Origin of the sequence: Pseudomonas sp. AE27 (genome assembly GCF_037113495.1) — a bacterium.
Lineage (GTDB): Bacteria > Pseudomonadota > Gammaproteobacteria > Pseudomonadales > Pseudomonadaceae > Aquipseudomonas > Aquipseudomonas palmensis.
The window spans coordinates 904306-926259 of record NZ_CP146966.1; the positions used below are offsets into that span (position 1 = coordinate 904306).

The following is a 21954-nucleotide window of genomic DNA, read 5'->3' on the forward strand; positions in this document are numbered from 1 at the left end:
GGCGAGGGCGATCATGGCATCAGTTCCTTCGGCACCTGGACTGGGTCTCCTAGTCTGGCGGCGACGATTGCGCGGCATGAAGCGATCAGAGCGGTCTCTCCTTTCATGCCAAGCGGGTGCCCCCATTCAGTGTTGGCGTTCCAGGGGCCCAGCTTCGTTTCCATTGGTGCACCAAGATCCAGCTTGTATTTCTCGACAAGCGGCCCTCCAAGCGCCCAGCTCTCTTGCGGATTGTACCGCTCGCACCGCTCGGTTGCCTCGCCGCGATAGTTCACGAACACCCTGGCCGGCGCGCCGTAGTGCGGCTTGGCCACATGCACATCCAGCCCCTCGGCCTTGGCGACCGCCCAGGCCAACTGCTCGCCCACCAGGTCGGCCGTCTTCACTTCGATTAGGTCGGTCATGCGCGCCTCCGTTCGGGATTACCATACAGGTCGTACTCCGGGCGCTCTGGCGGATATGCCTCAGCGGTGAGCGCCTGGTCGATGGCGGCGCGCAGGTCCTCGTTGTAGTTCTCGCCCAGCACCCGAGCGCATGGCTTGCCCATGTAATGGCCGATGATCTCAATGCCGATCGTGTAGTCGCCGTCCATGCCATTCGAATGACTCTCGAAACGAACATCCCAGCAGCACGACTCCAGGGCGCTAAGCCTGTCGCGGTCGCGGCGCAGCTCTTCCAGTTCATCACTGGATACGATGGTGAAGCTCGTTTTCTTCTTGCTCACAGCTGATACCTCTCATCAATCCAGCGCCCAGGCGCCAGTGCGGGTGTATGCTCGGGTTGTGTTTCGTGCGGGGAGAGCTGGCGCTGGTTGCCGGCCACTTGCGGCAGCCAGACCTTCACGCAGCTGATGGCGTTGTTGCCCAGCGAGTTCATGACGTAGCACACGACGCCGCGGGGCTTGTCCTCGAAGTACCAGACACCTGACGGCAGTTCGGTTGCGCTGGCGCCGGTGGCCAGCAGCAGGAGGCAGAGGGCGAGGCGGGTCATTTGCGCAGGCCCTCGTCTGGGTCGAAGCCGAAACGCCGGCACAGCGCGTGCGCCACGCCAGAACCACAGCAGAAGGCATCCTTCATGAGCACCCAGCGTGGCTGCTTCATTCTGGTGGTGCCACGCACCATGCGGACCGCAGTGCGGAGCAGATCGTCTTCGGTGAACTCGCAGCCGGAGAGCGTAATGGTGCGGCTCTGACCCTTGAGTCGTTCAATTTCTTCCCGCAGCTCGGCAACCTGGCCGTGCTCGCATTCGTCGCTTTGGTCATCGATCAGCTTCAAGCCGACCATTTCGTCGTCGCGCCAACCACCGTAATCGTGGTCGTATCGTTCACAGAAGAAGCCTTCTTCGCCGTCGCGGGTCGGGATCGTGTAGCTGTCGAAAGGGCCGCCATAGGTCGGCACCATCCCGCCATCGGGGTGCTCAATCCACATGAAGAACTTGCGCCCTGTTATCGGGCATTCGTCCGGGCACCAACGTGCCGCCGTTTGTGCGCTGGGCATACGGATTCCTTGGCCGCCATATCGCGGCAGTGAATAGAGGGGAGAGGGGTTATCGCTTGAGGTAGGTTTTTGTCAGGTCGCCGTTGACCGAATGGCCCCGGCGCAGGATCAGGTTCGCCAGCGCTGCGCGGTCTTTCTGGCTGTGGCTGGCCTGGCTGAGTAAACCGAAGTAGCTGTTGGCCGTCTCGCGCAGCTCTTCAGCCGGCGCGGCTGCGGTGCGCTTCATGGCCTGGGCCACTGATCTCTTACGTGTGGTTCGGCGCCACGGCTTGATCATGTGCCCGACGAAATCAACGCCGCGGTCAATTGGCTGCAGGATCGTTTTCGACGGGTTGAGCCTTGCGCCCAGGCTTGGCAGGAACTGCTCGATCCTGTGCAGCCACTCGTTCAGCTGCTGCGCTGAGTCGTGCAGCAGCACGAAGTCGTCGACGTAGCGGATGTAGTGCTTAGCGCGCAGTTCGTGCTTGCAGAACTGGTCCAGCGCGTCGAGGTAGACGTTGGCGAAGAACTGCGAGGACAGGTTACCGATGGGCAGGCCCAGGTGGGCTGGCTGCGCGGTCAGTCGCTTGTGTTGCGGTACCCGGTTGAACAAGTGCGCCGGGCTGCGCACGTCGTAGTTCTCGCGCGGATCGTGCGTGAGCACCTGCAGGGCCAGCTGCTGCCACCATGGATCGGTGACCCTGGCTACCAACTGGCGGCCCAGCACGCGCTTGTCGATCGCGACGAAGAAGTTTGCCAGGTCGCACTTCAGGTAGAAGCCAGGCCTCGACCAGTTCTGCGTCTGGCTCCGGATCTTCGCCTCAAGGCGCTTGCCGGCGTACAGCGTGCCTCTACCTGGGATACAGGCGCAGCTGTCCACTATGAAGCTGCTTTCGATGCCGGGGCCGATGCGGTTGTACAGCAGGTGGTGCACGATGCGGTCGCGGAAGTCGGCGGCCCACACCTCGCGGGCTTTTGGCCGGGTGACCACAAAGCAGATAGAGCGGCCTGGCCGGTATTGGCCGGTGACCAGGGCGCGGTGCAGCTCCGTCAGGTTCCGCTCCAGGTTCACTTCGAATGCCAGCGCGCTGTTGCTGTTGCGCTTGGAGCGCCGGCAGTCGTAGTAGGCCTGGACCAGTTCGCTGAACGGGTAGGGCGTTGAATCTGCGGACGGGGCGGACACGGAGCTCGTTGTTCTTGTCGTTGTTGTTCTGATAGCCATCATCGAAGTTCATGTTGAATGCGTTGTTGGCGGAGCGCTGCGACCTGTCGTGCTATCTACGTCGGCCTGCCGATTGCTCGGCGGACAAACTGCGCTGGACCTACACGGACGCTTTAGACCGGCGGTATCCATGGTGCGCATGGCGGTGACCCAAGGTCAGCGGCACGACCAGATTCAATTCGCACAGGCCTGGAAGCCGTAACCTTCAGGCAGCGGGCGCGGATGGGGTGAAGCGTTTCCAGGCGTTGGCCTGCTTGCCGATCGATGTGGTGACCTCCATCGTTCTGGCGTGCTGGTCAGCGCTGATGAAGCGGTTGTCCTTGAAGAGGCGCATGAGCAGTTCGATCACCTGGACCTTTTCGACCAGTACCGACAGGTGTGGACGCTTGTCCTGCGTCGCGTTTGCCCGGGCAATGAGCATGAGCACGTCAATGCACTCGTCGATCACGCGCCGGCCCAGCGACTGCTTGAGCTCGCGCGGGATGTTCCTGGTGAGGTTCGTGGCCATCTGCAAAAGGCCGCTGGCGGCCCTGTAGATCGAAAGCTCGGTGTGCATTGCCATGTCATGCCCCTCCTTGGGCGGCCGGCCGCAAGCGGCCGGTTAAATGAAAAAATTACTGAATAAGCTCGCTGCGGACGGGGCGGACACGGAGCTCGCCGCTCTTGTCGCCGTAGCCCTGAGAGCCATCACCGAAGTACATGCCGAATGCGTGGTAGGCGGAGCGCTGCGAACTCGACCAGTACCAGGTATCGCGGAACGCCTCGGGGCCGCCGGCCTGGAAAGCTTCGTGAGCGGTCTGTTTGGGGTCTTCCTCGCTGTACAGCAGGCCTACTGGCTCGCTGTGAGGGTTGTCACCGTCGCGCCGGCCGGCCCAGTTCTCTTCGGTGGTCGGCTTGAAGTGGCGGTACTGCAGCTCCTGCACGTCGCGCGCTGGGATGGCCCAGTCTGTGAAGCCATCGATCTCCAGAGCCAGGACCTGCTTGGCCAGCTCGCTGCCAGATGCGGCCATAGCCTCGGTGTTGGCGCGACTGTTGGTGAAGCTGTCGACGCCTTCGATCTTCACGCCGTACTCTCCCCAGCGCCCTTGAAGCTCATGTTCGGCGCCGGCGGTGATCCACAGGTGACGCGCGCCGGTATCTTGGTCGCGAGCGATGCCAGTAACGAAGCCACCGCCGTAGGCCTCGCCGATGGCGGGGATGTTGGCGGGCTGTGCTGCTTTCTCAACTGCGCTCATGTGCTGCTCCTTGTGTGCAGGCAACAAAAAAGGCGCTGATGCGCCCTTGTTCGAATGAATGAAGGATCAAATAAAGAATCTGCGGACGGGGCGGACACGGAGCTCGCCGCCCTTGCCGCCGGTGCTCTGACAGCCATCATCGAAGCTCATGCCGAATGCGTAGTGGGCGGAGCGCTGCGAACTGCTCCAGTAAGCCCCTTCGGTGATCAGTCCGTGGACCCAAGCCTGGTAGAGCTGAGATGCGGCCGGAAGGTCGAAGTCGGCATGTCCGTCAGCGCGGTATGCCCGGGCTGCTTCAGAGGCAGGATGGCCGCCCTCTGCTATCAGGATGTCAGTGTTGGCCTTGCCGTCGTGCCGACTGGTGGCTTTCGACTCAGTATTGCGGCCGCCCCACTCGTGCTCACCGATGTCTTCGTGGGCGAAAATGAGGTAGTGCGCCGGCACGTCACCGATGGCCGGCACGAATCCTCCGTTGATACCGCCCTGGCCCGGCCAAGGCTGGCCGACTGGCGGCACAGCGATGTTGCTCGGGGCGTTGGCGGACGACAGGCCGGCCAGAGCGCTAACCAGGGCAAGTTCGGCGAGCTTCGGGCGGGCCACCTTGAAGTGCAGACCGTTGTGTTCAAGCTTTACCATTTCAGATTTCATGAGCATCTCTCAGGAGTGAGCAGCCCTGCCTGGGGCGGCATATGGGTAAGTGAAGTTTTTGTTCAGCCGTTGCCGAGCAATAACAGGCCGGTGTCGTCGGGGTCATCGCCCAGCAGAAGGTCCGGCGCGCGCAGTTCGCGGCTCAGTCGGAACCGGTCGAGCTTGCGCACCACGGAACTCGAAAGCTTGATTTCGTGGCGCGGAGCACTGAGGAAGTGGCGGGCCGCTTCAGGCCCTAATTCATGGATGCGGTGGATCAGCAGGGTCATTGCCTCGCCGTTTTCCTCGACCTCGGCCCACTCCATGATTTCGGCCAGGGCCTGGCGGGTGCCTTGGCCGGCCTTCATCCGCAGGTCTTCAATGCCGACTTTGGCCTCTTTCTTTCTGCGCTTCTCGTCGCGCTCTTGCGGCGTCATCGCCATACGGCACCTCTTTCAAGCCGCTGGGCGGCAAGTGAATGTGCAGCTGCCGGCGGCGCTGCTGCACTCGGTTGTTGATGCGCCTCATTGGGCCGCCTGGAATTTGATGTCGAACTCTTTCTGGATGGTCGAGATCAGTGCCCGGCTGACGCCCAGTGCCTCGGCGGTATCAGTTTTGTTCATGCCCTGCTCTTCGGCGCAGTACCGCACGAAGCCTGAAAGCGCTTCCCGGCGCCGCCGGCATTCTTCGTGCTCTCGGGCCTTGGCCGACTGAAAAGCGATGCCGTACTTTTCAGAGAGCTTGAACAGCTGCTTCCTGGATAACCCGGTGGCCTCCATCACTTCGGCCTGCGTCATGGTTTTCGACATTTCGCGGATTTCCGCGATTCGCCTGGCTTCTGCCGCGCGCTTCTTCTGGGCCTCCGACTTGATGGAAAAGATCTGATCGGAGCCAGCTGCCTTGGGCGGGCGGGGCTTGTAGTTGAACCCTTGGAGCTCGACCACCCGGCCGCCAGATGCGAAGAAGGCAGCCTTGGCTGCCTCCAGTTCTGCCTGGCGCTGGGCGCCGGTGATGATATGGTTATCGATCATGCTGCCTTGCTCCTCAGCTTGGTCTCGTACTGGTCGACCAGCAGCTTGAACTGCCAGAGGTCTTCTTCGAGCTTCTCGATGTAGTCGTCATCACGCTTGAACTCTTGCAACCAAAGCTGGCGCCCGACGGGCTTCAGGAGCGGGCAGTACATCCCGATATGCCACCACTTCCTGCCGGTGATCCACATGCAACCCTGCACCTGGTCGATAACATCACTGGCGTCGTTGTCGATGTGGAATGCTCGGAGCTTGTCCGGGGCCAGGAAGCATTTGTACTCGCTGCCGCCATCCTCACCGATGAAGCCGTCCGCGCTGGCGCCGAACGAGCCGTCGTCTGTTTTGACCAGGCCGACCTGCCTGACGATCAGGCCCGTCTGAATTTCATGCTCCATACGGGCTTCCGGCTCCAGTTCGTGGCCGCGGCGCATCTGCCAGGTCTCGAACCCGCCATCGAGAGGGGCACCACCAATACGCTCGACCGCCAGTTCGAAGGCGTAGGTGAGGGCGGCATTTGATGGCTCTCCGACCTTTTCCCCATCCAGCGCCCTCTGAACCACCTCCGCCTTCGGCCCTGCCTTGTATCCGGCAACGTCGCGTGCTTTGGCTTCGCTGTGCCCGGCCAAGATAGCGTCAACGTAGGTGCGCTGTTGCGCGGTCAAGCCGTTCACCTTGGAGCGGGCGGTGCTGAACATGCTGGCAGTGATCACTCCAGCGCGGGCTTGCAGCCACTCGGGAGACCCTTGGGTGCAATTGACGATGATCATTGGCTTGCTCCTGCTTGTGGGGCCGCGCTGAGCTGAGAGCCTCGAGCGCTAACCGCTACTTTCAAGGCCTCGTACAGCTCGTCGGCCGTCTTCTTGTCAGTGGCCTTTAGGTCTTGGGCGAACTTGACGCCCGCTTGCCAGACGGCCGTGAGCGAATCTTTGGATTCAGCTGCGTAGGCCTTCGGGACCCACTCATTCATCAGCTCGCCGAGGCTTTGAGGCTGGTCACCGTCGCCGTTCCCGTCGTTGTCCTCGTTCGTCAGCACGACGTTGAAGATCATCATCGTCAGGTATCGCCTGGCGTAGCTGTAGGTGGAGCCATTGGCGTGCACGCCAGTCTTGTTGACGCTGCCCTTGATGCCCGTCGAGTCGATGGGCAAGTCGACGTGGTAGCGCTTGGTGTGCCCTGCCTCGTGCATGCAGTCGCAAACTGTCCGGATGTGCCCGGCCAGCGGGCTGTCATCGGTGCCGAACGACAGCGAAAAGCCGTGAAGGGTGTAGGTTGGCGCGATCTTCTTGTCGATCGACTCCAGGGCGGCGTAGGAGCTGTTGGTCTGGCTGTTGTACTTGTCGCGGAAGACCGGCCCGATATCGGACTGGGCGCGCACCATGGCAGCGTTGAAGGCGGCCGCAGCAGATCGGTCGGTGTACCGCTCATACATGGCCATCATGGCCTGCATCTTCTCGGTATCGAACGAAGGGTCGGTAGCCGCGCGCTGGACCATGGTCAGCATGGCGGTGGCTTCAGGGGTGGCCGCAGCCGCGGCGATTTGGCGAGACTCGCGGTGCTCGGCGATAGCTGTGGCGCTCATGGCGTACCTCAGTAGGAAATGGCGATGTTCGGGATCTTGCGCTGCGCGATCAGGGTGACCGCTTGCTTTGCGCAGGCTTCTGGCATGCCGCCGGCGATGAAAGCTTCCAGCGCTGAACGGTTGATGCTGCGTCGGTGGGCCTCGTCGCGCTCGCGGGCTTCCTGCTTCCGGAGGATCTCGGCTGCAGCGGCATCGGCGCGGCGGCGTTCTTCCTGGCGCGCCTGCTCGGCTGCCTCTTCTTGCCGTCGAGCGGCGTCCTGGCGCTCCTGCTCCATCCGCTGCTCGGTAGCAACGCGGTCGGCCTCTGCCTGAATCCGGGCGCGCTCGGCTTGTTCGGCTTGCAGCTTGAGTTGCAGGCGCTGGTTCTCGGCTTCGCGCTCTTGTGCGGCGGCCTGGTCGATCAGCTCCTGCTCGCGGCGGGCGGCGGCTTCACGCTCGGCCTGCTGCGCCTGAGCCACGCGCTCGCGCTCTGCCTCGACGGCGGCTTCCTGTGCCAGACGGATGCGGTCTTGCTCGGCGCGCTCTTCTGCTTCACGGCGCAGGCGGGCCAGTTCGGCTTGCTCGGTGTCGTACTTCTGCCGGGCTGTGATTGCTGCCTGGATGGCGCTCATAGACGACTCTTTGACCCGGGCCGCCTCAGCTTCGAATTCCTCCCAAGCTTCGCCCAACTGGAATGCGGACAGCTCGGTGATGCGAGCCTGCAGCTGCTCGGCATCCAGCGCGCCCAGTTCGGTGGACAGCCCCTTCATGTGGTCGATGGCGTCGTTGTGGCGATCGATCCGAGCATCCTCGGCAGCTTCCCACTCGGTGAGCGGCCGGCGCGTTTCATCCCGCAGCGTGTCCATCTTGGTCACGAAGTCGCGAAGCTCAGCCTCGACCACCTTCGGCATTTCCTTGAGTCGCCGCAGGTAGTCGCGCCCGGGCTTCTCGACGGCGGTCTTCGACTTGCTGACCTTGGCGGCCAGGCTGGCGATGCGCTCCCGGCCCTTGCGGGTTTTCAGGTCGGGAACCTCGCCCAGCACCTCACCCTTCACCAGGTCGATGAATTGCTGCAGGCCGCCGGCCACGTAGATGGCCGGGGCGTTCGCCTCGCTGATCTCTTCGATCGCGATCAGTTTCTGTTCTGCGGACATTGGAAAACCTCGCGCCAGGCCGGCGCCGTCAGTTGGAATAGGGAAATGCCAGGTCACCCAGATTGGAGGTACGCTCCAGGCCCTGGCTGCGGTGGATGGTTGCGCGCTCTCGCCGCTTACGCTCCCGGAGGGGTACGGTTATCCCGAAGGCCCGCCGTGCGCCGGGTGTGAATTCAGGAAGTGAGGGTGCCGGCCAGGGCGCTTGCGAGCATCCAGGCAGTGCAGATGAAGAGGGTGGTGAAGCTGCCGCGCCAGAAGGCGAAGCGGCGGGCGCGCTGAAGACCTGTCATGCTGCGTCAGCCTTGGCCTGCTCGTACCGATCGATAGCCAGGTCAGCAGCGACCTCTTCGGCTAGGGCCCGGCCATACTCATTGGCCCACGGCCGAATCAGGGCTTCGGCCACGTCATGCAGGGCAGTAGGGTGGCCCGCTTTGGATGGGCCTACCGCCTCGCAGGCAAGATCGTGCGCCTTGCGGTGAATACCGCGACCGTCGGCGATGACCTCACAGATCATCCGCTCAATCGGGTACTCGCGGTTGTCGGTCAGCAGCGGCGCGATGTGCTCCTGTGCGCCCAAGTGCTCCGCGAGGGCCTCGTATAGTGACTGGGGGGTTACCAGCGAGACCTCTTTGCCAAACGGGCGCGGCGCCGTGACGTTCTCGCCGCAGATCAGCTTGTTGATCGAGTCGTGCAGCCAGTTCGGGCCTTCCGGCGTTTCGAGGAAGTTGCTCATGACCTTGTCTCCGTCTCCAGCCGGCGCGCCAACGCACAGGCCTCATTGTGATCTCGGCGGAAGCCAACAACCTTGCCGCTGGCACTGTCCACCACATGAAAGAAGTCCCGGCCCGCAGGCTTCACCTGGAGCCGGAACAGGATCACCGGCATCACCCGGCCAACCTTCTCGTAGAACTCGGCAGTGGCAATCACAGAGCGCTCCTTGAGCACGGAAAGAATGTCGCGCCGGGTTTGGATGCTTGGGTGCATGGTCGCCTCCAGGTGGTGGGTTACTCGGTGGGTGGTGCCGGAAGTGGCATCCAGTGGGTAGGCGGGTTCTCGTCGGTGAAACCACCGTCCCATGACATCCAGAAGGGCTCGATGTCTTCGTACTCAGGGCAGCGGCACACACCGCCGCAGTCGCCTACGTGCTTCAGAAGCTCGTCGCCTACGGTGTAATGCCCCAGCGTCACCCGATCTGGGATAAGCACGCCGTCAAACTTCTGGCCAATCGATGCAAGCAGCACCTCAGTGCCGTCGCGTGGAGCCGAAGTGATCGGCTGCCAGCCGCTCATGCCAGCATCCCCATCACGTGCTCGAAGTCGTAATCAAGGTCCTGGCAGAACTGGCGGGCGACCCCTTCCGTAACCTGCTTCTCTCCGGCGCACGTGTCGCAAGCACCGCCATTTTTGACCTTGTGGCGCTCATCGTGACCGCAGCAGGGGCAGCCGATCCGTCCAATGTCGTGGAATCCCAGAGCGCCTATCAGGCCGTGATCGGGGTTGTGGCAAGTCTCCTTGCCGTCACCGCCGCAGTCAGGGCAGGTGACCATAAGTGGTGATTCGCTCATAGCGTGAACCTCGGTAGCCAACCGCATTGGCCAGGAGCCAGGCGCGGGTGACCAAACCCACCTTGAAAGGTGGCCTGGCACCTGCCTAATGCGGTCGTATGTGAAGGGAAGGGGATGCGGGATGCATCGGGGTGTGAACTGGCAGGAGCCAATCTCTGCATCGACCGGTGTTCGTTCCTCCCGATCTCGCTGGATAGAAGCTGTGCTGCTTGGCGGCAGGATTCAGTTCACACTCCGATGCAGCCTGCGATGGGGAGCAGGGCATCGGGCAGTTAACGTCAGGCTGACGTGGCGCTGGTTGTTCAGTCGTCTTCGCCCTGGGCCAGCATCTTTTCGATGTCGGCGGCGACCGGCTTCTTCCAGTTTTTGATCTGGCCTGTCTCAAGGTCGATGTTCAGGATCAGGTAATCGCCGTAGTGGTCACCCGGGAAGAAGTCGGGCACGTAGCCCTCGTAGCTGCCCACCTCTTCGCCCTGAGCGTCCTGTAGGCCTGCGGCAAAGCCATCGCGCACCTTGATGTGAAGGCGTAGCTCGGTCACATCGACCTGAACCGTTTTTTGCTGGTTGATCTGCATGCTGCGTTCCTCGGTTGATTTCCCGTCTGGCCCTGTCGCCAAGGCCAGCCGGCGAAGTCATTTCGCGTACTTCTTCACCATTGCGTTTACCGCGTCGGCGTCAGTAATTTCGCGCTGAATGCCGAGCTGCTTGGCAACAGGGTTTGCTGGCGCCGCAACCAGAACTCGTGCCTTGCTGAAGTTACGGATCAGGAACTCTACGCTTGGGTGTTTCGGCCACATGCTGGATGCCTCTTTCGGTTGATTTCCCTGATGCCCCTCGCGAGAAGGGCACCGAGGAAATCTGCCGCGACCCGCTACTGGCGTCGGTCGCTGGCTCAAATCGTTCTGTCTTTACTGGCCGCTGCGTCGGCGTGCCGGGCGCAGCAGCTGAATTTGGTAACTCTCAACAGACCAGCGAGCCGACATGTCGAGCAAGGGAGTCTGCTGTGTTGCGTACTGTCCACCAGGGCTCAACGGCCGGATTCACTCGGCGCCTGGTGGCTCGTCTTCGGGTTGTTAAAGAGCGGCGGCCGGTGAGGGCCTGGCCGGGTGGTGTGCGCCGGCTGTGAGGCAAATATCAACCAGCGGTTGATGAAAGTCAACAACCTCAGGTTGATATTTTTTCGGAAGGCATGAAAAAGCCCGCGCTAGGCGGGCTGTGGGAATTCGGCGAGATTAACTAAACCTGGTCTTGATTTGCCAAGCTCCATCTATCCAGCTTGGCTCAAGCTCTGCGAAGACCAGAAAAGCAGGCGGCCCTAAGGCATCGACAGGCGGCCCGATCAGGGCGGCGCATAATTTTCCGGCTACGCCCTGGGGAACACGCTCGCTCGGGAACGTGGCAATTCCACGCTTTAGCCCATCACCAGTTGGATAGTCAATGACAGCAAATGACCCCGATTCCTTGGAAGAGCTTGTGGATATGACGATGCATGGCGTGCACTCGCCATCGCGCAGCGAAGTGTCCATGTATTTGCATGAGTATTCCATCACGCTCTTTGCATCCTTGAAGTGGAGTGCAAGCGGAGGATGGGGCTTTGGCTGCTCGGTTTCTCGAGACAGCCTCGCATAGAACCATTCTGTGATGGATGAAAACGCGAATATGGCGAAAAAAGAAACGATATAGAGAAGGAAATAGGCACCCTCGGCCCAGCTTGAGTATGAGGATCTGATCACTCCGTCAAGCCAAAACACTATGCCGGCAAACGCGGCGTAGACTAGGAAAGTCAGCGTCCTGGCATGTCTCTCGTGAGCTTTATAAAGCTTGTCTTCACTTAAGTTCATTGTCTCGCATCCCTTCCGATCTGGTAGAGGTGATTCCATGCACCTTCTCGTTCCTGCGCTTCTTCACCAGGGTGGTGAGGGCCATTATCTCTTCAGGATCGAGCTCCTCCAAGGCAAGAGCTTCGAGTATCGCATCGATCAATTCAACAGCTTCTCGTGGGCATCGCTGCACACCAACGATTGATTGAGCGAACTCCTCTGCCCCCTTCCTTTTCGACTGCCCTAACGCCTTTTTTGCATGGCGTACGCAGAGCGTAAGAGGCATGGGTAGCTGCTCAACCTGGTCTATATCATTGCTGCCAGCCCTTGGCGAGGCCGCTGCCATAGCCATCCCTGCAACTGCTCCAAGAGCAGCCCCGGCCTTCATTCCCTCTACAAGCGAGTAATGGGAAGCGGTCTCTGAAACCTCAAAGCCCAGGCTCGGCAGGGGAAGCCCGCGACCGTATTCCAGCCATTCGGGTCTGACGCCAAGCCAATCAGAAAGCGGCAAAAGCTTGTCTTTTTCAGGGATCGAATCGCCATTCAACCACTTCCCTATAGCAGTGGTTGAGGTGTCAACGCCCCTGCGCTTCAACTCGCTCTTTATGTCCACGGCGCGGCCGCGTTCTCGCACGCCCGCTATTGAGCACGCCTCATGCAAGCGCTTCGAAAACTCGGCGCGGATTTTCTCTATCTCAACCATCGGTTGATCGTCTCATACGCTTGCATCAACAGTCAGTTGATCTGTAATATCAACCGCAAGTTGATAAGAGGCATCACGCCATGAACGCCGTTCATACCGCAATTGAAAGCGCCGGCGGACCCATCGCAGCAGCGGCCGCGTGCCGGGTCAGCCGGCAATCCGTTGATAAATGGATCGCCAAAGGGTGCCTGCCGCGCACCGAATACACCGGGGAAACGAGCTACGCCAAGGCGCTGGCCGAAGTCGCTCAGGGAAACGGAAAACCGTTCGACCCTGAGTGGCTTCTTTCCCATGCGTCACCAAAAAAATCAGCCGCTTAACCCACCTTCAACCCATTAGGAGCAGCACCCGCAATGAGCGACCTGACACGACCCAGCGAAAAGAACATCAACCAGATGAAGGTCCTGCTGGACGACAAGTTCGACGGCCTTCTGGAATACGCCGCTCAGATTCACGGCACCAAGAAAGCCGTGCTGGCCCGCGAAGTTCTTAAGTCCTGGCTGCTCGATGTTGTTGGCAATTCTATCCGCGACGACCGCGCGGCCTGAAGAGAAACCGCAGGGACCCAGTAGGGACCAGCGAAGGACCGGAGGCGATATGCCAGAAAAGCAGGGCATGGAGCTTGGCGAGTTGCTTGACCCGGAAGAGTTGAAGTTGCTGGAGGTCGAGGCGGCGCGGCGGGGGATGACCCCAAGCGAACTGGCCAAGCTCGGGATTCAGCAGGAACTGACCAGGCGCACCAGGCCAAGGGCAATGACAGGAACGATTCAAGCGTTCCGCAAACGGTAGTGCGCCCGGAGGCCGGGCACAAAAAAACCACCGGGCATGGTGGTTTCTTCGACAGCTATTCAACGAGACGAATCATGACAAATATCATCCCGCTACGCAACACCGGGGGGTTTACCCGGATGGACAATCAGCTGATGGATGGCCTGATGGCCATCAACCTGTCGGCGCACGAGATGAAGGTCGTGCTGTACGTGGCCAAGGCCACCCTGAACTTCAACGAAGGCGCCCAACGCATCCCGGCCACCGCCATCGCCAAGGCCACCAACATTCACCCCGACACGATCTCCAAGGCTATTTCTGGCCTGTTGCGCCGCCGAGTGCTGTTCCGTGAGGGTGGTGCCCGTGGCGATATCGGCCTGTGCGACCCGAAGGAGTGGGTATTTGTTGAGCATCCGAAACAGACCATATCGTCTGACTCGGCTCAAATCGTCCGAATCGGATCTACTGCGAAACAGACCGAAACCGACGACTCCCTTCTCTATTCCAAGAAAGAACCCCTATTAACTCTTTCTTCGAAAGAGATTAATCCCCCCCAAGAGCCCGTCGAGCCACCGAAGGCTGAGCGCAAGGCACCATTCGGTATGGCCCAGTTGCTGGCTGACAACCCGCACAACGTCCCTGAGCAGTTGCTGGCCGACTGGCTGGCCCAGCGCAAGGTCAAGCGCGCTGCTGTGACCGCCACCGTCTGGGCAACCGTGAACACCGAGCTGGCCAAGTGCGCCGACGCCGGTATCTCCGCGAACGACGCAATCACCGAAGCGCTGAATTCCGGGTGGCAGGGCTTCAAGGCGTCCTGGGTGATCAAGCGCCTGGCCGAAGCCGCTCCGGCTGCCCAGTCACGCCACCACGGCTTCGCTGACCGCGATTACACCGCCGGCCTGATCCCCCGAGAGGATGGTTCCTATGCGTTCTGAGAAAGTCGTGCACCTGTCCAGCATGGCCAGCCCACAAGTCACCTCGATGGCGGTCTGCGAGGAGCACGGGGAATACCCGGCCACCGTCACCCAGGTGCTGAGCCACACATTCCGTTCGCCATGCCCGCACTGCAAGGCCGCCCGGATCGCGAAGGAGAAGGCTGAGCTCGTCGAACGTCAACGCCACGAACTGGCCTGGAAGCTCGGCGATGCCCTGGTGCCAAAGCGCTTCAAGGGCAAGACCTTCGAAACCTACCAGGCTTCCAGCCCTGGCCAGGCCAAGGCCCTGGCGCGCTGCCGGCTCTACGTCGAGCAGTTCCAGCAGAACTTGGAGGCAGGGCGCTGCGTGATCCTGGTTGGCCATCCTGGCACCGGAAAGACTCACTTGGGCGTCTCCATGGCTCAGGCCGTCATGGCATTGACCGAGTACACCGCAGCCTACCGCACGCTGGGCGGCATCCTGCAGGTGATCCGCGCGACCTTCGACGGCAGCTCAGGCCAGACCGAGGGCAGCATCCTCGACGCACTGGTGCGTCCCACGCTGCTGGTGCTGGACGAGGTCGGTGCCAGCAAAGAGGCCCCGAGCGACTTCGAGCTGAGCCGCCTGTTCTCGATCATCAACGGCCGATACGAGCGGATGTTGCCCACCATCGTGATTTCCAACCTGGATGTTCGCGAACTGCCGGCGGCAATGGGCGAGCGCTCCGCCGACCGCTTGCGTGAGGGCGGGGTGATCGTGCTGCCGTTCACCTGGGAATCGCACCGTGGCAAGGAGGTGGTGTGATGAATACCGCAATCTTGCTCTACGGATGGGTGCAAACCACCTTCTTCGGCCTACTGGTTGGCCTGGCGGCCGAGGAGGCCAGGACCTGGAAGCACTATGCATTCCTGCTGGTGCTGTCGTTCGGCTGGCCGGTGATCGTTGCCTGGAAGCTGCTGTGCAAGCGTGAGGAGAAGCACTGATGGACACCAACAAGATGCGCGAGCAGTTCGAGAGCTTCGCCCGCGAAGTTATGGGCTGGGAGGATGGCGATTTCCGCTTGGGCTCGGATGAAAAATCTTACTACTGGGGCACTACTGGTGATGCATGGGTCTTCTGGCAAGCCTCCCGCGAGGCCGTGGTGGTGGACCTGGGTGCGCCATCGCACTGGGTTGCCGACTACGCGGCCTGTGGCGGCGGCATGACCGTGTTCGATGCCGAAAAGGCTGCCAAGGTGACCGACCCAATGTGCTCGAAAACCCCTTCTTACACGATCCATGCGCTTGAGAAAGCCGGCCTGAAGGTGGCGCCATGAGCATCGACAAGGCAAAACTGAGGGATTTCGCCGAACGCCTGGTGTCCGAACATCAGGCTGGAAAAGGCGATCCCGTTCCCGCTATCGGCGTTCCTGCGGCTGATGTCCTAGCCCTGCTCGCGGAGATCGAGCGGCTTGAAGTAGTCGCGCAACACGAAATCGAAATAGCAACTGAGCGCGCCAAGGAGGTGTGTGGCGCCAGGATGACGCTGCATGCTCTGACTGGTGAGCGCGACCAGCTCAAGGCCGAGAACGAGGCGCTGCGCAAGGATGCCTTGCGGTATAGGTGGCTGCGCGATGGATGCGGCGTTGTTGAATACAAGGCGATTGCAGGCTCGATAGGCCCTGGAATGCTGCCTTCCGGCGACAAGCTTCAGGCAGCAATCGACGCGGCCATGGCCAAGGAGGCGCCCCATGGCTGAGCTTGCACTTATCCGCACGGCCCAGGGCCTAGTGCCGGCCACCGAGGCTGACCGAGAAACCATCCAGTGCTGGAAGGCTGGCCAGGTCATCCACGGCAAGTTCACCAAGATGCGCAACGCCAGGTTCCACGGCAAGTTCTTCGCCATGCTCGATCTGGCTTGGGACTACTGGGAGCCGGTGGGCGGCCTGGTGCCTCGCCAGGAGCTGCGGGGCATTCGTGGCCTGGCCAAGTACTTCGAGGAGTGCAGCGGCAAGCCAGGGCAGCTCTCAGTTGCCGTGGATTCCTACATCGCCCAGCTCGAAGCCGATCGCGCCCAGCGCTTCCCTGCAGTCGACAAGAGCCGTGAAGCGTTCCGCGAGTGGGTGACCATCGAGGCCGGCCATTTCCACCTGGTGCGCACACCCGAAGGGGTCCGCAAGGAAGCCAAGTCGATCAGTTGGGCGGCAATGGATGACACGGCCTTCGAGCCGCTGTACCGCGACGTGTTCAACGCCTGCTGGCGCCTGGTGCTGTCGGCTCACTTCGAAACAGAGCAGGCCGCCCTGGCTGCTGCTGACCAGATCGGGAGCTTTGCATGACGCGCGTAGCCCTCAAGGAAGTGAAGCAGAAGACCTGCAAGGCCTGCGGGGGGAAGTTCCGGCCGAGCTTCAACAGCACGCAGGTGGTGTGCAGTCCGAAGTGCGCACTTGCCCATGCCCCGGCCAACCAGCAGAAGGCCCGCAAGGCCATCGACCAGCGCGAGCGCCGCGAGATCAAAGTGCGCAAGGAGAAGCTGAAGAGCCGCGGCGACTACATGCGCGAGGCCCAGGCCGAATTCAACACATACATCCGCCTGCGCGACCAGCACCTGCCCTGCATCAGCTGCGACTCGCTCCCCAGCGACCACGACCTGATCACCGGCAGCCGCTGGGACGCCGGGCATTACCGGTCGGTGGGCGCGTGCCCGGAACTGCGCTTCGAGCCGCTCAACGTGCACCGCCAGTGCGTGAAGTGCAATCGAAACCTGTCCGGCAACGCGGTCGAGTACCGCATCCGGTTGGTGAAGCGCATCGGCGCCGACCACGTGGACTGGCTCGAAGGGCCTCATAAGCCCCAGCGCCTGACCATCGACGACCTCAAGGCCATCAAGGCCGAGTACCGGGCAAAGATCAAACAGCTGAAGGAGGCTGCATGAACCAGGTAGCGATGATCACCGGGCCTGCGAGCACAGCCGAGCGCGGCTGGCTCAAGCCTGCCTTTCCATTTTCGGTACGAGCGCACTACTTCGTGCAGGAGCAATCAGCCAAAGACGCTGATGGCGGCCAATGCTACGCCTGGAGGTCTCTCTGTGGCGTTGATGCATTCACCAGCGGACGGGCACCGATGTTTGAGGCCGGAAACTGGACCCGCTGCAAGCGATGCGAAAACCATTTGAGTCGGAGGGCTGCAGCATGACCTGGACCATCACTGACACGGGCTGCATGTTGCTGCTGGCCATGGCAATCGGTTCCACCTGGTGCCTCGGGCGCGGCCAGCTGATCGCGATGAAGAGCAAGCGCGAGGAGGGGTTGCAAAGCAGTATGAACGAAGATCGCAACCGCTGAACTTCATACGCAGAACTACGCAAGGAGAGGTCCAGTGAGATTTGTTAATAACGTTCGATGCAGCTCCTGCAAACAGATCAGGCTTCAACCATCAGGCCCAGGTCATATTGCTCAAGGCGCGTATGTGTTCAATGTCCGGCGGGAAGTTTGCCAAGCTTGCGGGGCGCGAGGCTGTTTTTACGACTCTGCAGAACGGTGGGTATCGTCAGCTAAGTGGTACAGGCCGTTTTCATGGGCGAAAGGCAGCTGGGTTAGTGCGGGATATGAAGTTCTGGCAAAAGGGGGTGAGCGATGATATACGACGCCGAAGAGCTACTGACGCAATGGGGGCGCTGGGTGTGGCAGGGCGCCGGCATCCCAGGATATGGGGTCTCCCAGATCTACGCCATCATGCGCGACAACGTAGAGCAACCGACATCCCGCCTTCCGGCCGACATCACCGATGACGAGGCGCTTATGGTTGATTCGGCGGTGGCAGCGCTGTGGCGACGTAGGCCCGGAACTGCAGACTGCCTGCGCATCTACTACTGCACTGATATGACCATGGAGCAGGTGGGAAAGATCATGAGCATGCCAAGGCTGAAGGTGCGCGAGCTGATCATTGCTGGCAACAACTACGTCCAGGCCTGCTGCGACATGAAGCAGGCCGCTTAACTCGTTGACGTGTTAACACAAGACTGGCATATTGCCGTCAGATTGCGGTTTTACCGCTTCAAACAAGCCCAGCCATCGCGCTGGGCTTTTTGTTATCCATGAATTCATCACCAGACCCCGCCATCGAGCGGGGTTTGTCGTTTCTGGAGGCCCTATGAAAGCCCCAGGCAGCAGGAGTAGCAGCATGTCGAAACCGGAAGGCATCGTTGAAGCAGTCGGCGCCTCGGTGGCGAACAAAGGCATGCTGGTGGGGGCGTCAGCGGGCCTGGCCGGCTGGCTGTCCCAGGTGAACTGGATCGGGATCATCGGTGTGGCACTGGCCGCCCTGGGCTTCCTGGTCAACACGTGGTTCCAGATCCGTAAGGACCGCCGCGAGTCAGCCGAAAGCGCTGCCCGGCTCCGGGCCCTGCGTGAGCAGTGCGAGCGATGAGCGTCCGCCAGCGCATTGCTGTAGGCCTGCTGGCTGTCAGTGCTGCCGGTTTCGGCACCTGGAAGGCCAGTGAGGGGTTCACCGACGTGGCGGTCATCCCCACTAAGGGCGACGTGCCCACCATCGGTCACGGCAGCACCCGCTACGAGGACGGCACCAGGGTCCGCATGGGTGACACGATCACCCGCCAGCGCGCCGAGGTGCTGGCCCGGAACCTGCTGACCCAGGACGAGAAGGCATTCGCCGCCAGCCTGCCGGGCGTGAAGCTGTTCCAGGACGAGTTCGACCTGTACATGGACTTCGTCGGCCAGTACGGCATGGGCACCTGGCGCGCAGGCTCGCCCCGCCGGGATCTGCTGGCCGGCAACTACGTCCAGGCCTGCCACGACCTGCTCAAGTACCGGTTCGCCGCCGGCTACGACTGCAGCACCAAGGTCAACGGCCAGCCCAACAAACGCTGCTGGGGCGTCTGGCAGCGCCAGCTCGACCGCCACGCCAAGTGCATGGGCGCGCAATGAGCCGGAGACAGCCCTATACGCCCTGCAAGCTGTACGTCGATGGGGCTGATGGCATTGCGGTCGGCGACTTCATCACCACCGCCGCCGGTTCGGCATACCTAGTGCAGACGCTTCGAGTGAACCGCAAGCGGCCAGAGCGCAAGCACATGGACTGCCTGCGCTGGCCCAAGGCCGAGATCCCCGCTGAAGCACGCTGCTTTGAGCTGACTTGGTACAAGAGGTGATCCGATGACCAACTACCTGATAGCCGCCCTGGTCGCCTGCGGCCTGCTCATGTACGGCGGCTGGCAGAAGATCCAGCACCAGGCCGGCCAGCTCGATCAGCAGGCCCAGGACATCGACACCCTGCAGCGCGCCGCAGAGTCGCGCCGCAACACCATCAAGCTGCTGGCCGACCTCGACACCCAGCACACCCAGGAGCGCGAACGTGCGAACCAGACCAATACAGACCTGCGTGCTGCTGTCGCTGCTGGCAAGCGCCGGCTGTCAGTCCTCGCCACCAGTTGCACCGCCACTGGATCTGCCACCGCCGCCGGCGTGGGCCATGCAGAAGCGCGAGCCGAACTTGACCCAGCGGCTGCTGAACGAATTGTCCGAATCGCCAACGACGGCGACGACGCCATCCGCCAACTGAACGCCTTGCAGGACTATGTCCGCACGGCTTGCACGGGACCAGCGCAATGACACAGTACCAAGTGAAGACACCCGATGGTGTGGTGCACCGTATCGAGGCCGTAACCCATGTCAACGACTCGCTCGGCCTGACCCTGTATGCGGCGGCCGGCGGTACCGCAGCGATATTCCCAAGGTTCGAGTGGATGCGCCTGGTGCCGGCCGTTGTCGATCAGCCTGCCGATAGCTCGAGCACTACCAGCACCAGCGAAACAACCAACAGCGGCGAGGTTGTAGCCCCGGCCGCAACCGGCGAGTGATCCACTGATGGCCCTGACCGCAAAGCAGCAGCGTTTCGTCGTCGAGTACCTGGTCGACCTGAACGCAACGCAAGCGGCCATCAGGGCAGGGTATGCCCCAGCAAGGGCCCGTGAGCAGGCCTACCAGCTGATGAAGCGGCCAGCAGTCAAGGCAGCCATAGAACAGGCCATGCAGGATCGTAGCAAGCGGCTGAAGGTCGACGCCGACTACGTGCTGCAGCGGCTGACAGAGATCGATCAGTTGGATGTGATCGATATCCTCAACGACGACTTGACTCTCAAGGCGTTGAGCGACTGGCCAAAGGCGTGGCGGCTGTCGCTGTCCGGCATGGACATCACCGAGATCGGCAGGGCGACTGAGGATTCTCGGGCAGCCATGGCCTTCCTCAAGAAGATCAAGTGGCCCGACAAGGTCCGAAACCTGGAGCTGCTGGGCAAGCACGTCAACGTGAACGCCTTCAAGGAGCAGGTTGAGGTGAACGTGACCGGGCTCGCCGACCGAATGGCCAAGGCCAAGGCGCGTGCCCGTGACCGCTCCCGCCGAGATTGACTACGAGCAGGAGCTGGCGGACGACATCGCCAGTTTCACTGACGACCCGCTGGGCTACGTCCTGTATGCGTTTCCATGGGGCGAGGAAGGCACAGAGCTGGCCAACAAGACCGGCCCCCGAAAGTGGCAGCGCGAGGTGCTGGATTCGATCGGTGAGCAGCTGCGTGCCGGCGCCAGAGATCGCGGCGAGGTAATCCGCGAGGCGGTGGCCAGCGGCCACGGTATCGGCAAGTCTGCGCTGGTGTCCTGGATCATCAAGTGGGCGCTCGACACCGAGGTCGACACCCGTGGAGTGGTCACGGCCAACACCGAAAGCCAGCTGCGCACCAAGACCTGGCCAGAGGTGGCCAAGTGGAACCGCCTTTCGATCACCGCCCACTGGTTCAAGCTGACCGGCACCGCGCTGATCAGCACCGACCCGGGCCACGAAAAGAACTGGCGCATCGACGCGGTGCCTTGGTCCGACACCAACACCGAGGCCTTCGCCGGCCTGCACAACGAAGGGAAGCGCATTCTGCTGATCTTCGACGAGGCCTCGGCCATCGCCGATCTGGTATGGGAAGTGGCAGAGGGCGCGCTGACCGACGCCGATACCGAAATCATCTGGGCTGCCTTCGGCAACCCGACCCGTAACAGCGGCCGCTTCCGCGAGTGCTTCACCAAGTTCAAGCACCGCTGGCGGCACCGCCAGGTCGACAGCCGCACTGTCGACGGCACCAACAAGACGCAGATCGCAAAGTGGATCGCCGACTACGGCGAAGACAGCGACTTCGTCCGTATCCGCGTTCGCGGCATGTTCCCGAGGGCTTCCGACTTGCAGCTGATCCCAACCGACTGGGTGGCCGAGGCCATGCGGCGCGAAGGCGTGTTCGGCATGGACGACGCCCTGGTCTGCGGCATCGACATTGCCCGCGGCGGCATGGACAACAACGTCATTCGGTTCCGGCGCGGCATGGATGCCAAGAGCATCAAGCCGATCAAGATCCCCGGCAGCGAGACGCGCGACACCACACCGTTCATTGCCAAGGTCTGCACCCTGGTGGTCGAGCACCGGCCTGATGCGGTGTTCGTCGACTCCACCGGGGTTGGCGGCCCGGTCGCCGACCAGCTTCGGCGCCTGCTGCCCGGCGTGATGATCATCGACGTGAACTTCGCCAGCCAGGCGCCCGACCGGCACTACGCGAACATGCGGACCTACATCTGGTGGCGCATGCGTGAGGCTATCAAGGCAGGCCTGGCCATCGAGAGCGATACCGAGCTCGAAACCGAACTCACCAGCCCCGAGTACGACCACAACGGGTCGGACCAGATCGCGCTGGAGAAGAAGAAAGACATCAAGAAGCGCCTGGGCATCAGCCCAGACGACGGAGACGCGCTGGCCCTGACCTTCACCATGCCGGTGATGAAGAGCCAGTACCAGGCCGGGCGGGGTGGCAGCAGCCACGTGTCCGACTACGACCCATTCGATAACTGAGGATT

Annotated in this window: 41 protein-coding genes; 21 read left to right on the forward strand and 20 right to left on the reverse strand. The window is 61.8% G+C overall.

Translation table 11 applies throughout. The features are described 5' to 3' along the window. Positions 1–11 precede the first annotated feature (11 nt). From V9K84_RS04235 to V9K84_RS04310, 16 genes are all read right to left on the reverse strand, one after another. Positions 12–404: a phage protein NinX family protein gene (locus tag V9K84_RS04235; protein WP_338794015.1), complete on the reverse strand. Its 393-nt coding sequence runs from the start codon at positions 402–404 to the stop codon at positions 12–14. Then, positions 401–724, reverse strand: coding sequence for a hypothetical protein (locus V9K84_RS04240; protein WP_088514776.1), 324 nt, complete (start codon positions 722–724; stop codon positions 401–403). The genes V9K84_RS04235 and V9K84_RS04240 overlap by 4 nt, the downstream gene beginning before the upstream one ends. Further along, positions 721–990, reverse strand: coding sequence for a hypothetical protein (locus V9K84_RS04245; protein ID WP_088514775.1), 270 nt, complete (start codon positions 988–990; stop codon positions 721–723). The genes V9K84_RS04240 and V9K84_RS04245 overlap by 4 nt, the downstream gene beginning before the upstream one ends. Next, entirely contained in the window at positions 987–1496 is a 510-nt protein-coding gene (locus tag V9K84_RS04250; protein ID WP_256582830.1) for a hypothetical protein, read from the reverse strand. Before V9K84_RS04250 ends, V9K84_RS04245 begins: the two co-directional genes overlap by 4 nt. Before the next feature lie 49 nt (positions 1497–1545). Further along, entirely contained in the window at positions 1546–2700 is a 1155-nt protein-coding gene (locus V9K84_RS04255) for an RNA-directed DNA polymerase (RefSeq protein ID WP_338794021.1), read from the reverse strand. Positions 2701–2902: 202 nt separating this feature from the next. After that, positions 2903–3259 (reverse strand): four helix bundle protein, encoded by a 357-nt coding sequence (locus V9K84_RS04260; protein WP_210014837.1) that lies wholly within the window; start codon positions 3257–3259, stop codon positions 2903–2905. A gap of 52 nt (positions 3260–3311) precedes the next feature. Next, positions 3312–3932: a DUF1566 domain-containing protein gene (locus V9K84_RS04265; protein ID WP_338794025.1), complete on the reverse strand. Its 621-nt coding sequence runs from the start codon at positions 3930–3932 to the stop codon at positions 3312–3314. 66 nt (positions 3933–3998) lie between these two features. Further along, positions 3999–4580: a DUF1566 domain-containing protein gene (locus V9K84_RS04270; protein ID WP_338794027.1), complete on the reverse strand. Its 582-nt coding sequence runs from the start codon at positions 4578–4580 to the stop codon at positions 3999–4001. 62 nt (positions 4581–4642) lie between these two features. After that, on the reverse strand, positions 4643–5002 hold the full coding sequence (locus V9K84_RS04275; RefSeq protein ID WP_338794029.1) for a hypothetical protein: 360 nt from the start codon (positions 5000–5002) through the stop codon (positions 4643–4645). An 81-nt stretch (positions 5003–5083) separates the two neighbouring features. Continuing rightward, entirely contained in the window at positions 5084–5590 is a 507-nt protein-coding gene (locus V9K84_RS04280; RefSeq protein ID WP_338794031.1) for a hypothetical protein, read from the reverse strand. Then, positions 5587–6354, reverse strand: coding sequence for a lambda exonuclease family protein (locus V9K84_RS04285; RefSeq protein WP_338794033.1), 768 nt, complete (start codon positions 6352–6354; stop codon positions 5587–5589). The genes V9K84_RS04280 and V9K84_RS04285 overlap by 4 nt, the downstream gene beginning before the upstream one ends. Next, positions 6351–7166, reverse strand: a complete 816-nt coding sequence (locus V9K84_RS04290; protein WP_338794035.1) for an ERF family protein — start codon at positions 7164–7166, stop codon at positions 6351–6353. The genes V9K84_RS04285 and V9K84_RS04290 overlap by 4 nt, the downstream gene beginning before the upstream one ends. Before the next feature lie 8 nt (positions 7167–7174). Then, a complete protein-coding gene (locus V9K84_RS04295) occupies positions 7175–8299 on the reverse strand; it encodes a hypothetical protein (RefSeq protein WP_338794037.1) in 1125 nt (374 codons plus the stop codon). A 286-nt stretch (positions 8300–8585) separates the two neighbouring features. Beyond that, positions 8586–9032 carry a hypothetical protein gene (locus V9K84_RS04300; protein WP_338794039.1) on the reverse strand — a complete coding sequence of 149 codons (447 nt, stop codon included), beginning with the start codon at positions 9030–9032 and terminating at the stop codon, positions 8586–8588. Next, the gene (locus V9K84_RS04305) at positions 9029–9283 is read right to left on the reverse strand and encodes a hypothetical protein (protein ID WP_338794041.1); all 255 of its coding nucleotides are present in this window, start codon (positions 9281–9283) and stop codon (positions 9029–9031) included. Before V9K84_RS04305 ends, V9K84_RS04300 begins: the two co-directional genes overlap by 4 nt. Positions 9284–9303: 20 nt before the next feature. Beyond that, positions 9304–9588 (reverse strand): hypothetical protein, encoded by a 285-nt coding sequence (locus V9K84_RS04310; RefSeq protein ID WP_338794043.1) that lies wholly within the window; start codon positions 9586–9588, stop codon positions 9304–9306. Positions 9589–9605: 17 nt separating this feature from the next. Here V9K84_RS04310 and V9K84_RS04315 point away from each other — a divergent pair, with 17 nt between their 5' ends. Continuing rightward, a complete protein-coding gene (locus tag V9K84_RS04315) occupies positions 9606–9854 on the forward strand; it encodes a hypothetical protein (protein WP_338794044.1) in 249 nt (82 codons plus the stop codon). A 311-nt stretch (positions 9855–10165) separates the two neighbouring features. On the opposite strand, the gene V9K84_RS04320 is transcribed toward V9K84_RS04315, so the two are convergent. The 4 genes from V9K84_RS04320 to V9K84_RS04335 form a co-directional block, all read right to left on the reverse strand. Continuing rightward, positions 10166–10438: a hypothetical protein gene (locus tag V9K84_RS04320; RefSeq protein ID WP_254506344.1), complete on the reverse strand. Its 273-nt coding sequence runs from the start codon at positions 10436–10438 to the stop codon at positions 10166–10168. 57 nt (positions 10439–10495) lie between these two features. After that, entirely contained in the window at positions 10496–10660 is a 165-nt protein-coding gene (locus V9K84_RS04325) for a hypothetical protein (RefSeq protein ID WP_338794049.1), read from the reverse strand. A 435-nt stretch (positions 10661–11095) separates the two neighbouring features. Further along, on the reverse strand, positions 11096–11704 hold the full coding sequence (locus V9K84_RS04330) for a hypothetical protein (protein WP_338794051.1): 609 nt from the start codon (positions 11702–11704) through the stop codon (positions 11096–11098). Then, complete coding sequence (locus tag V9K84_RS04335) at positions 11691–12386, reverse strand: hypothetical protein (RefSeq protein ID WP_338794053.1); 696 nt, start codon at positions 12384–12386, stop codon at positions 11691–11693. Before V9K84_RS04335 ends, V9K84_RS04330 begins: the two co-directional genes overlap by 14 nt. 80 nt (positions 12387–12466) lie before the next feature. Here V9K84_RS04335 and V9K84_RS04340 point away from each other — a divergent pair, with 80 nt between their 5' ends. From V9K84_RS04340 to V9K84_RS04435, 20 genes are all read left to right on the forward strand, one after another. After that, the gene (locus V9K84_RS04340; protein ID WP_338794054.1) at positions 12467–12706 is read left to right on the forward strand and encodes a hypothetical protein; all 240 of its coding nucleotides are present in this window, start codon (positions 12467–12469) and stop codon (positions 12704–12706) included. 33 nt (positions 12707–12739) lie between these two features. Further along, positions 12740–12934 carry a hypothetical protein gene (locus tag V9K84_RS04345; RefSeq protein WP_207877482.1) on the forward strand — a complete coding sequence of 65 codons (195 nt, stop codon included), beginning with the start codon at positions 12740–12742 and terminating at the stop codon, positions 12932–12934. Between the two features lie 49 nt (positions 12935–12983). After that, the gene (locus tag V9K84_RS04350; RefSeq protein WP_338794059.1) at positions 12984–13175 is read left to right on the forward strand and encodes a hypothetical protein; all 192 of its coding nucleotides are present in this window, start codon (positions 12984–12986) and stop codon (positions 13173–13175) included. A 74-nt stretch (positions 13176–13249) separates the two neighbouring features. Continuing rightward, positions 13250–14089 carry a replication protein gene (locus V9K84_RS04355; protein ID WP_338794061.1) on the forward strand — a complete coding sequence of 280 codons (840 nt, stop codon included), beginning with the start codon at positions 13250–13252 and terminating at the stop codon, positions 14087–14089. Next, positions 14079–14873, forward strand: a complete 795-nt coding sequence (locus tag V9K84_RS04360; RefSeq protein ID WP_338794063.1) for an ATP-binding protein — start codon at positions 14079–14081, stop codon at positions 14871–14873. Before V9K84_RS04355 ends, V9K84_RS04360 begins: the two co-directional genes overlap by 11 nt. Then, positions 14873–15052: a hypothetical protein gene (locus V9K84_RS04365; RefSeq protein ID WP_338794064.1), complete on the forward strand. Its 180-nt coding sequence runs from the start codon at positions 14873–14875 to the stop codon at positions 15050–15052. Before V9K84_RS04360 ends, V9K84_RS04365 begins: the two co-directional genes overlap by 1 nt. Next, positions 15052–15384 carry a hypothetical protein gene (locus tag V9K84_RS04370; RefSeq protein WP_338794066.1) on the forward strand — a complete coding sequence of 111 codons (333 nt, stop codon included), beginning with the start codon at positions 15052–15054 and terminating at the stop codon, positions 15382–15384. Before V9K84_RS04365 ends, V9K84_RS04370 begins: the two co-directional genes overlap by 1 nt. Beyond that, the gene (locus tag V9K84_RS04375; RefSeq protein ID WP_338794068.1) at positions 15381–15806 is read left to right on the forward strand and encodes a hypothetical protein; all 426 of its coding nucleotides are present in this window, start codon (positions 15381–15383) and stop codon (positions 15804–15806) included. The genes V9K84_RS04370 and V9K84_RS04375 overlap by 4 nt, the downstream gene beginning before the upstream one ends. After that, positions 15799–16386, forward strand: a complete 588-nt coding sequence (locus V9K84_RS04380; protein ID WP_278929606.1) for a DUF1367 family protein — start codon at positions 15799–15801, stop codon at positions 16384–16386. The genes V9K84_RS04375 and V9K84_RS04380 overlap by 8 nt, the downstream gene beginning before the upstream one ends. Next, positions 16383–16982, forward strand: coding sequence for a recombination protein NinG (locus V9K84_RS04385; RefSeq protein WP_338794073.1), 600 nt, complete (start codon positions 16383–16385; stop codon positions 16980–16982). Before V9K84_RS04380 ends, V9K84_RS04385 begins: the two co-directional genes overlap by 4 nt. After that, the gene (locus V9K84_RS04390; RefSeq protein ID WP_338794075.1) at positions 16979–17242 is read left to right on the forward strand and encodes a hypothetical protein; all 264 of its coding nucleotides are present in this window, start codon (positions 16979–16981) and stop codon (positions 17240–17242) included. Before V9K84_RS04385 ends, V9K84_RS04390 begins: the two co-directional genes overlap by 4 nt. After that, positions 17239–17391 carry a hypothetical protein gene (locus tag V9K84_RS04395; RefSeq protein WP_338794077.1) on the forward strand — a complete coding sequence of 51 codons (153 nt, stop codon included), beginning with the start codon at positions 17239–17241 and terminating at the stop codon, positions 17389–17391. The genes V9K84_RS04390 and V9K84_RS04395 overlap by 4 nt, the downstream gene beginning before the upstream one ends. 291 nt (positions 17392–17682) lie before the next feature. Beyond that, on the forward strand, positions 17683–18045 hold the full coding sequence (locus tag V9K84_RS04400; protein WP_338794079.1) for an antiterminator Q family protein: 363 nt from the start codon (positions 17683–17685) through the stop codon (positions 18043–18045). A 184-nt stretch (positions 18046–18229) separates the two neighbouring features. Continuing rightward, entirely contained in the window at positions 18230–18475 is a 246-nt protein-coding gene (locus tag V9K84_RS04405) for a holin (protein WP_253086334.1), read from the forward strand. Beyond that, complete coding sequence (locus V9K84_RS04410; RefSeq protein ID WP_338794084.1) at positions 18472–18993, forward strand: glycoside hydrolase family protein; 522 nt, start codon at positions 18472–18474, stop codon at positions 18991–18993. The genes V9K84_RS04405 and V9K84_RS04410 overlap by 4 nt, the downstream gene beginning before the upstream one ends. Beyond that, complete coding sequence (locus tag V9K84_RS04415; RefSeq protein ID WP_338794086.1) at positions 18990–19217, forward strand: hypothetical protein; 228 nt, start codon at positions 18990–18992, stop codon at positions 19215–19217. Before V9K84_RS04410 ends, V9K84_RS04415 begins: the two co-directional genes overlap by 4 nt. Before the next feature lie 4 nt (positions 19218–19221). After that, entirely contained in the window at positions 19222–19677 is a 456-nt protein-coding gene (locus V9K84_RS04420; RefSeq protein ID WP_338794088.1) for a lysis system i-spanin subunit Rz, read from the forward strand. Further along, positions 19674–19925, forward strand: a complete 252-nt coding sequence (locus V9K84_RS04425) for a hypothetical protein (RefSeq protein ID WP_253086337.1) — start codon at positions 19674–19676, stop codon at positions 19923–19925. Before V9K84_RS04420 ends, V9K84_RS04425 begins: the two co-directional genes overlap by 4 nt. Positions 19926–19932: 7 nt before the next feature. After that, complete coding sequence (locus V9K84_RS04430; RefSeq protein ID WP_338794091.1) at positions 19933–20475, forward strand: terminase small subunit; 543 nt, start codon at positions 19933–19935, stop codon at positions 20473–20475. Next, positions 20453–21949, forward strand: a complete 1497-nt coding sequence (locus V9K84_RS04435; protein ID WP_338794093.1) for a terminase — start codon at positions 20453–20455, stop codon at positions 21947–21949. The genes V9K84_RS04430 and V9K84_RS04435 overlap by 23 nt, the downstream gene beginning before the upstream one ends. Positions 21950–21954: the final 5 nt, after the last annotated feature.

Excerpts from the sequence above, each read along its gene's own strand:
- V9K84_RS04390 (WP_338794075.1), top strand. The coding sequence starts at position 16,979 with ATGAACCAGGTAGCGATGATCACCGGGCCTGCGAGCACAGCCGAGCGC.
- V9K84_RS04415 (WP_338794086.1), top strand. The coding sequence starts at position 18,990 with ATGAGCCGGAGACAGCCCTATACGCCCTGCAAGCTGTACGTCGATGGG.
- V9K84_RS04365 (WP_338794064.1), top strand. The coding sequence starts at position 14,873 with ATGAATACCGCAATCTTGCTCTACGGATGGGTGCAAACCACCTTCTTC.
- V9K84_RS04255 (WP_338794021.1), bottom strand. The coding sequence starts at position 2,700 with ATGATGGCTATCAGAACAACAACGACAAGAACAACGAGCTCCGTGTCC.
- V9K84_RS04260 (WP_210014837.1), bottom strand. The coding sequence starts at position 3,259 with ATGGCAATGCACACCGAGCTTTCGATCTACAGGGCCGCCAGCGGCCTT.
- V9K84_RS04370 (WP_338794066.1), top strand. The coding sequence starts at position 15,052 with ATGGACACCAACAAGATGCGCGAGCAGTTCGAGAGCTTCGCCCGCGAA.
- V9K84_RS04300 (WP_338794039.1), bottom strand. The coding sequence starts at position 9,032 with ATGAGCAACTTCCTCGAAACGCCGGAAGGCCCGAACTGGCTGCACGAC.
- V9K84_RS04430 (WP_338794091.1), top strand. The coding sequence starts at position 19,933 with ATGGCCCTGACCGCAAAGCAGCAGCGTTTCGTCGTCGAGTACCTGGTC.
- V9K84_RS04295 (WP_338794037.1), bottom strand. The coding sequence starts at position 8,299 with ATGTCCGCAGAACAGAAACTGATCGCGATCGAAGAGATCAGCGAGGCG.
- V9K84_RS04320 (WP_254506344.1), bottom strand. The coding sequence starts at position 10,438 with ATGCAGATCAACCAGCAAAAAACGGTTCAGGTCGATGTGACCGAGCTA.
- V9K84_RS04250 (WP_256582830.1), bottom strand. The coding sequence starts at position 1,496 with ATGCCCAGCGCACAAACGGCGGCACGTTGGTGCCCGGACGAATGCCCG.
- V9K84_RS04290 (WP_338794035.1), bottom strand. The coding sequence starts at position 7,166 with ATGAGCGCCACAGCTATCGCCGAGCACCGCGAGTCTCGCCAAATCGCC.
- V9K84_RS04405 (WP_253086334.1), top strand. The coding sequence starts at position 18,230 with ATGTCGAAACCGGAAGGCATCGTTGAAGCAGTCGGCGCCTCGGTGGCG.
- V9K84_RS04340 (WP_338794054.1), top strand. The coding sequence starts at position 12,467 with ATGAACGCCGTTCATACCGCAATTGAAAGCGCCGGCGGACCCATCGCA.
- V9K84_RS04395 (WP_338794077.1), top strand. The coding sequence starts at position 17,239 with ATGACCTGGACCATCACTGACACGGGCTGCATGTTGCTGCTGGCCATG.
- V9K84_RS04420 (WP_338794088.1), top strand. The coding sequence starts at position 19,222 with ATGACCAACTACCTGATAGCCGCCCTGGTCGCCTGCGGCCTGCTCATG.
- V9K84_RS04335 (WP_338794053.1), bottom strand. The coding sequence starts at position 12,386 with ATGGTTGAGATAGAGAAAATCCGCGCCGAGTTTTCGAAGCGCTTGCAT.
- V9K84_RS04410 (WP_338794084.1), top strand. The coding sequence starts at position 18,472 with ATGAGCGTCCGCCAGCGCATTGCTGTAGGCCTGCTGGCTGTCAGTGCT.
- V9K84_RS04330 (WP_338794051.1), bottom strand. The coding sequence starts at position 11,704 with ATGAACTTAAGTGAAGACAAGCTTTATAAAGCTCACGAGAGACATGCC.
- V9K84_RS04355 (WP_338794061.1), top strand. The coding sequence starts at position 13,250 with ATGACAAATATCATCCCGCTACGCAACACCGGGGGGTTTACCCGGATG.
- V9K84_RS04385 (WP_338794073.1), top strand. The coding sequence starts at position 16,383 with ATGACGCGCGTAGCCCTCAAGGAAGTGAAGCAGAAGACCTGCAAGGCC.
- V9K84_RS04310 (WP_338794043.1), bottom strand. The coding sequence starts at position 9,588 with ATGAGCGGCTGGCAGCCGATCACTTCGGCTCCACGCGACGGCACTGAG.
- V9K84_RS04285 (WP_338794033.1), bottom strand. The coding sequence starts at position 6,354 with ATGATCATCGTCAATTGCACCCAAGGGTCTCCCGAGTGGCTGCAAGCC.
- V9K84_RS04345 (WP_207877482.1), top strand. The coding sequence starts at position 12,740 with ATGAGCGACCTGACACGACCCAGCGAAAAGAACATCAACCAGATGAAG.
- V9K84_RS04245 (WP_088514775.1), bottom strand. The coding sequence starts at position 990 with ATGACCCGCCTCGCCCTCTGCCTCCTGCTGCTGGCCACCGGCGCCAGC.
- V9K84_RS04425 (WP_253086337.1), top strand. The coding sequence starts at position 19,674 with ATGACACAGTACCAAGTGAAGACACCCGATGGTGTGGTGCACCGTATC.
- V9K84_RS04350 (WP_338794059.1), top strand. The coding sequence starts at position 12,984 with ATGCCAGAAAAGCAGGGCATGGAGCTTGGCGAGTTGCTTGACCCGGAA.
- V9K84_RS04325 (WP_338794049.1), bottom strand. The coding sequence starts at position 10,660 with ATGTGGCCGAAACACCCAAGCGTAGAGTTCCTGATCCGTAACTTCAGC.
- V9K84_RS04235 (WP_338794015.1), bottom strand. The coding sequence starts at position 404 with ATGACCGACCTAATCGAAGTGAAGACGGCCGACCTGGTGGGCGAGCAG.
- V9K84_RS04270 (WP_338794027.1), bottom strand. The coding sequence starts at position 4,580 with ATGAAATCTGAAATGGTAAAGCTTGAACACAACGGTCTGCACTTCAAG.
- V9K84_RS04380 (WP_278929606.1), top strand. The coding sequence starts at position 15,799 with ATGGCTGAGCTTGCACTTATCCGCACGGCCCAGGGCCTAGTGCCGGCC.
- V9K84_RS04280 (WP_338794031.1), bottom strand. The coding sequence starts at position 5,590 with ATGATCGATAACCATATCATCACCGGCGCCCAGCGCCAGGCAGAACTG.
- V9K84_RS04265 (WP_338794025.1), bottom strand. The coding sequence starts at position 3,932 with ATGAGCGCAGTTGAGAAAGCAGCACAGCCCGCCAACATCCCCGCCATC.
- V9K84_RS04400 (WP_338794079.1), top strand. The coding sequence starts at position 17,683 with ATGATATACGACGCCGAAGAGCTACTGACGCAATGGGGGCGCTGGGTG.
- V9K84_RS04375 (WP_338794068.1), top strand. The coding sequence starts at position 15,381 with ATGAGCATCGACAAGGCAAAACTGAGGGATTTCGCCGAACGCCTGGTG.
- V9K84_RS04360 (WP_338794063.1), top strand. The coding sequence starts at position 14,079 with ATGCGTTCTGAGAAAGTCGTGCACCTGTCCAGCATGGCCAGCCCACAA.
- V9K84_RS04305 (WP_338794041.1), bottom strand. The coding sequence starts at position 9,283 with ATGCACCCAAGCATCCAAACCCGGCGCGACATTCTTTCCGTGCTCAAG.
- V9K84_RS04275 (WP_338794029.1), bottom strand. The coding sequence starts at position 5,002 with ATGGCGATGACGCCGCAAGAGCGCGACGAGAAGCGCAGAAAGAAAGAG.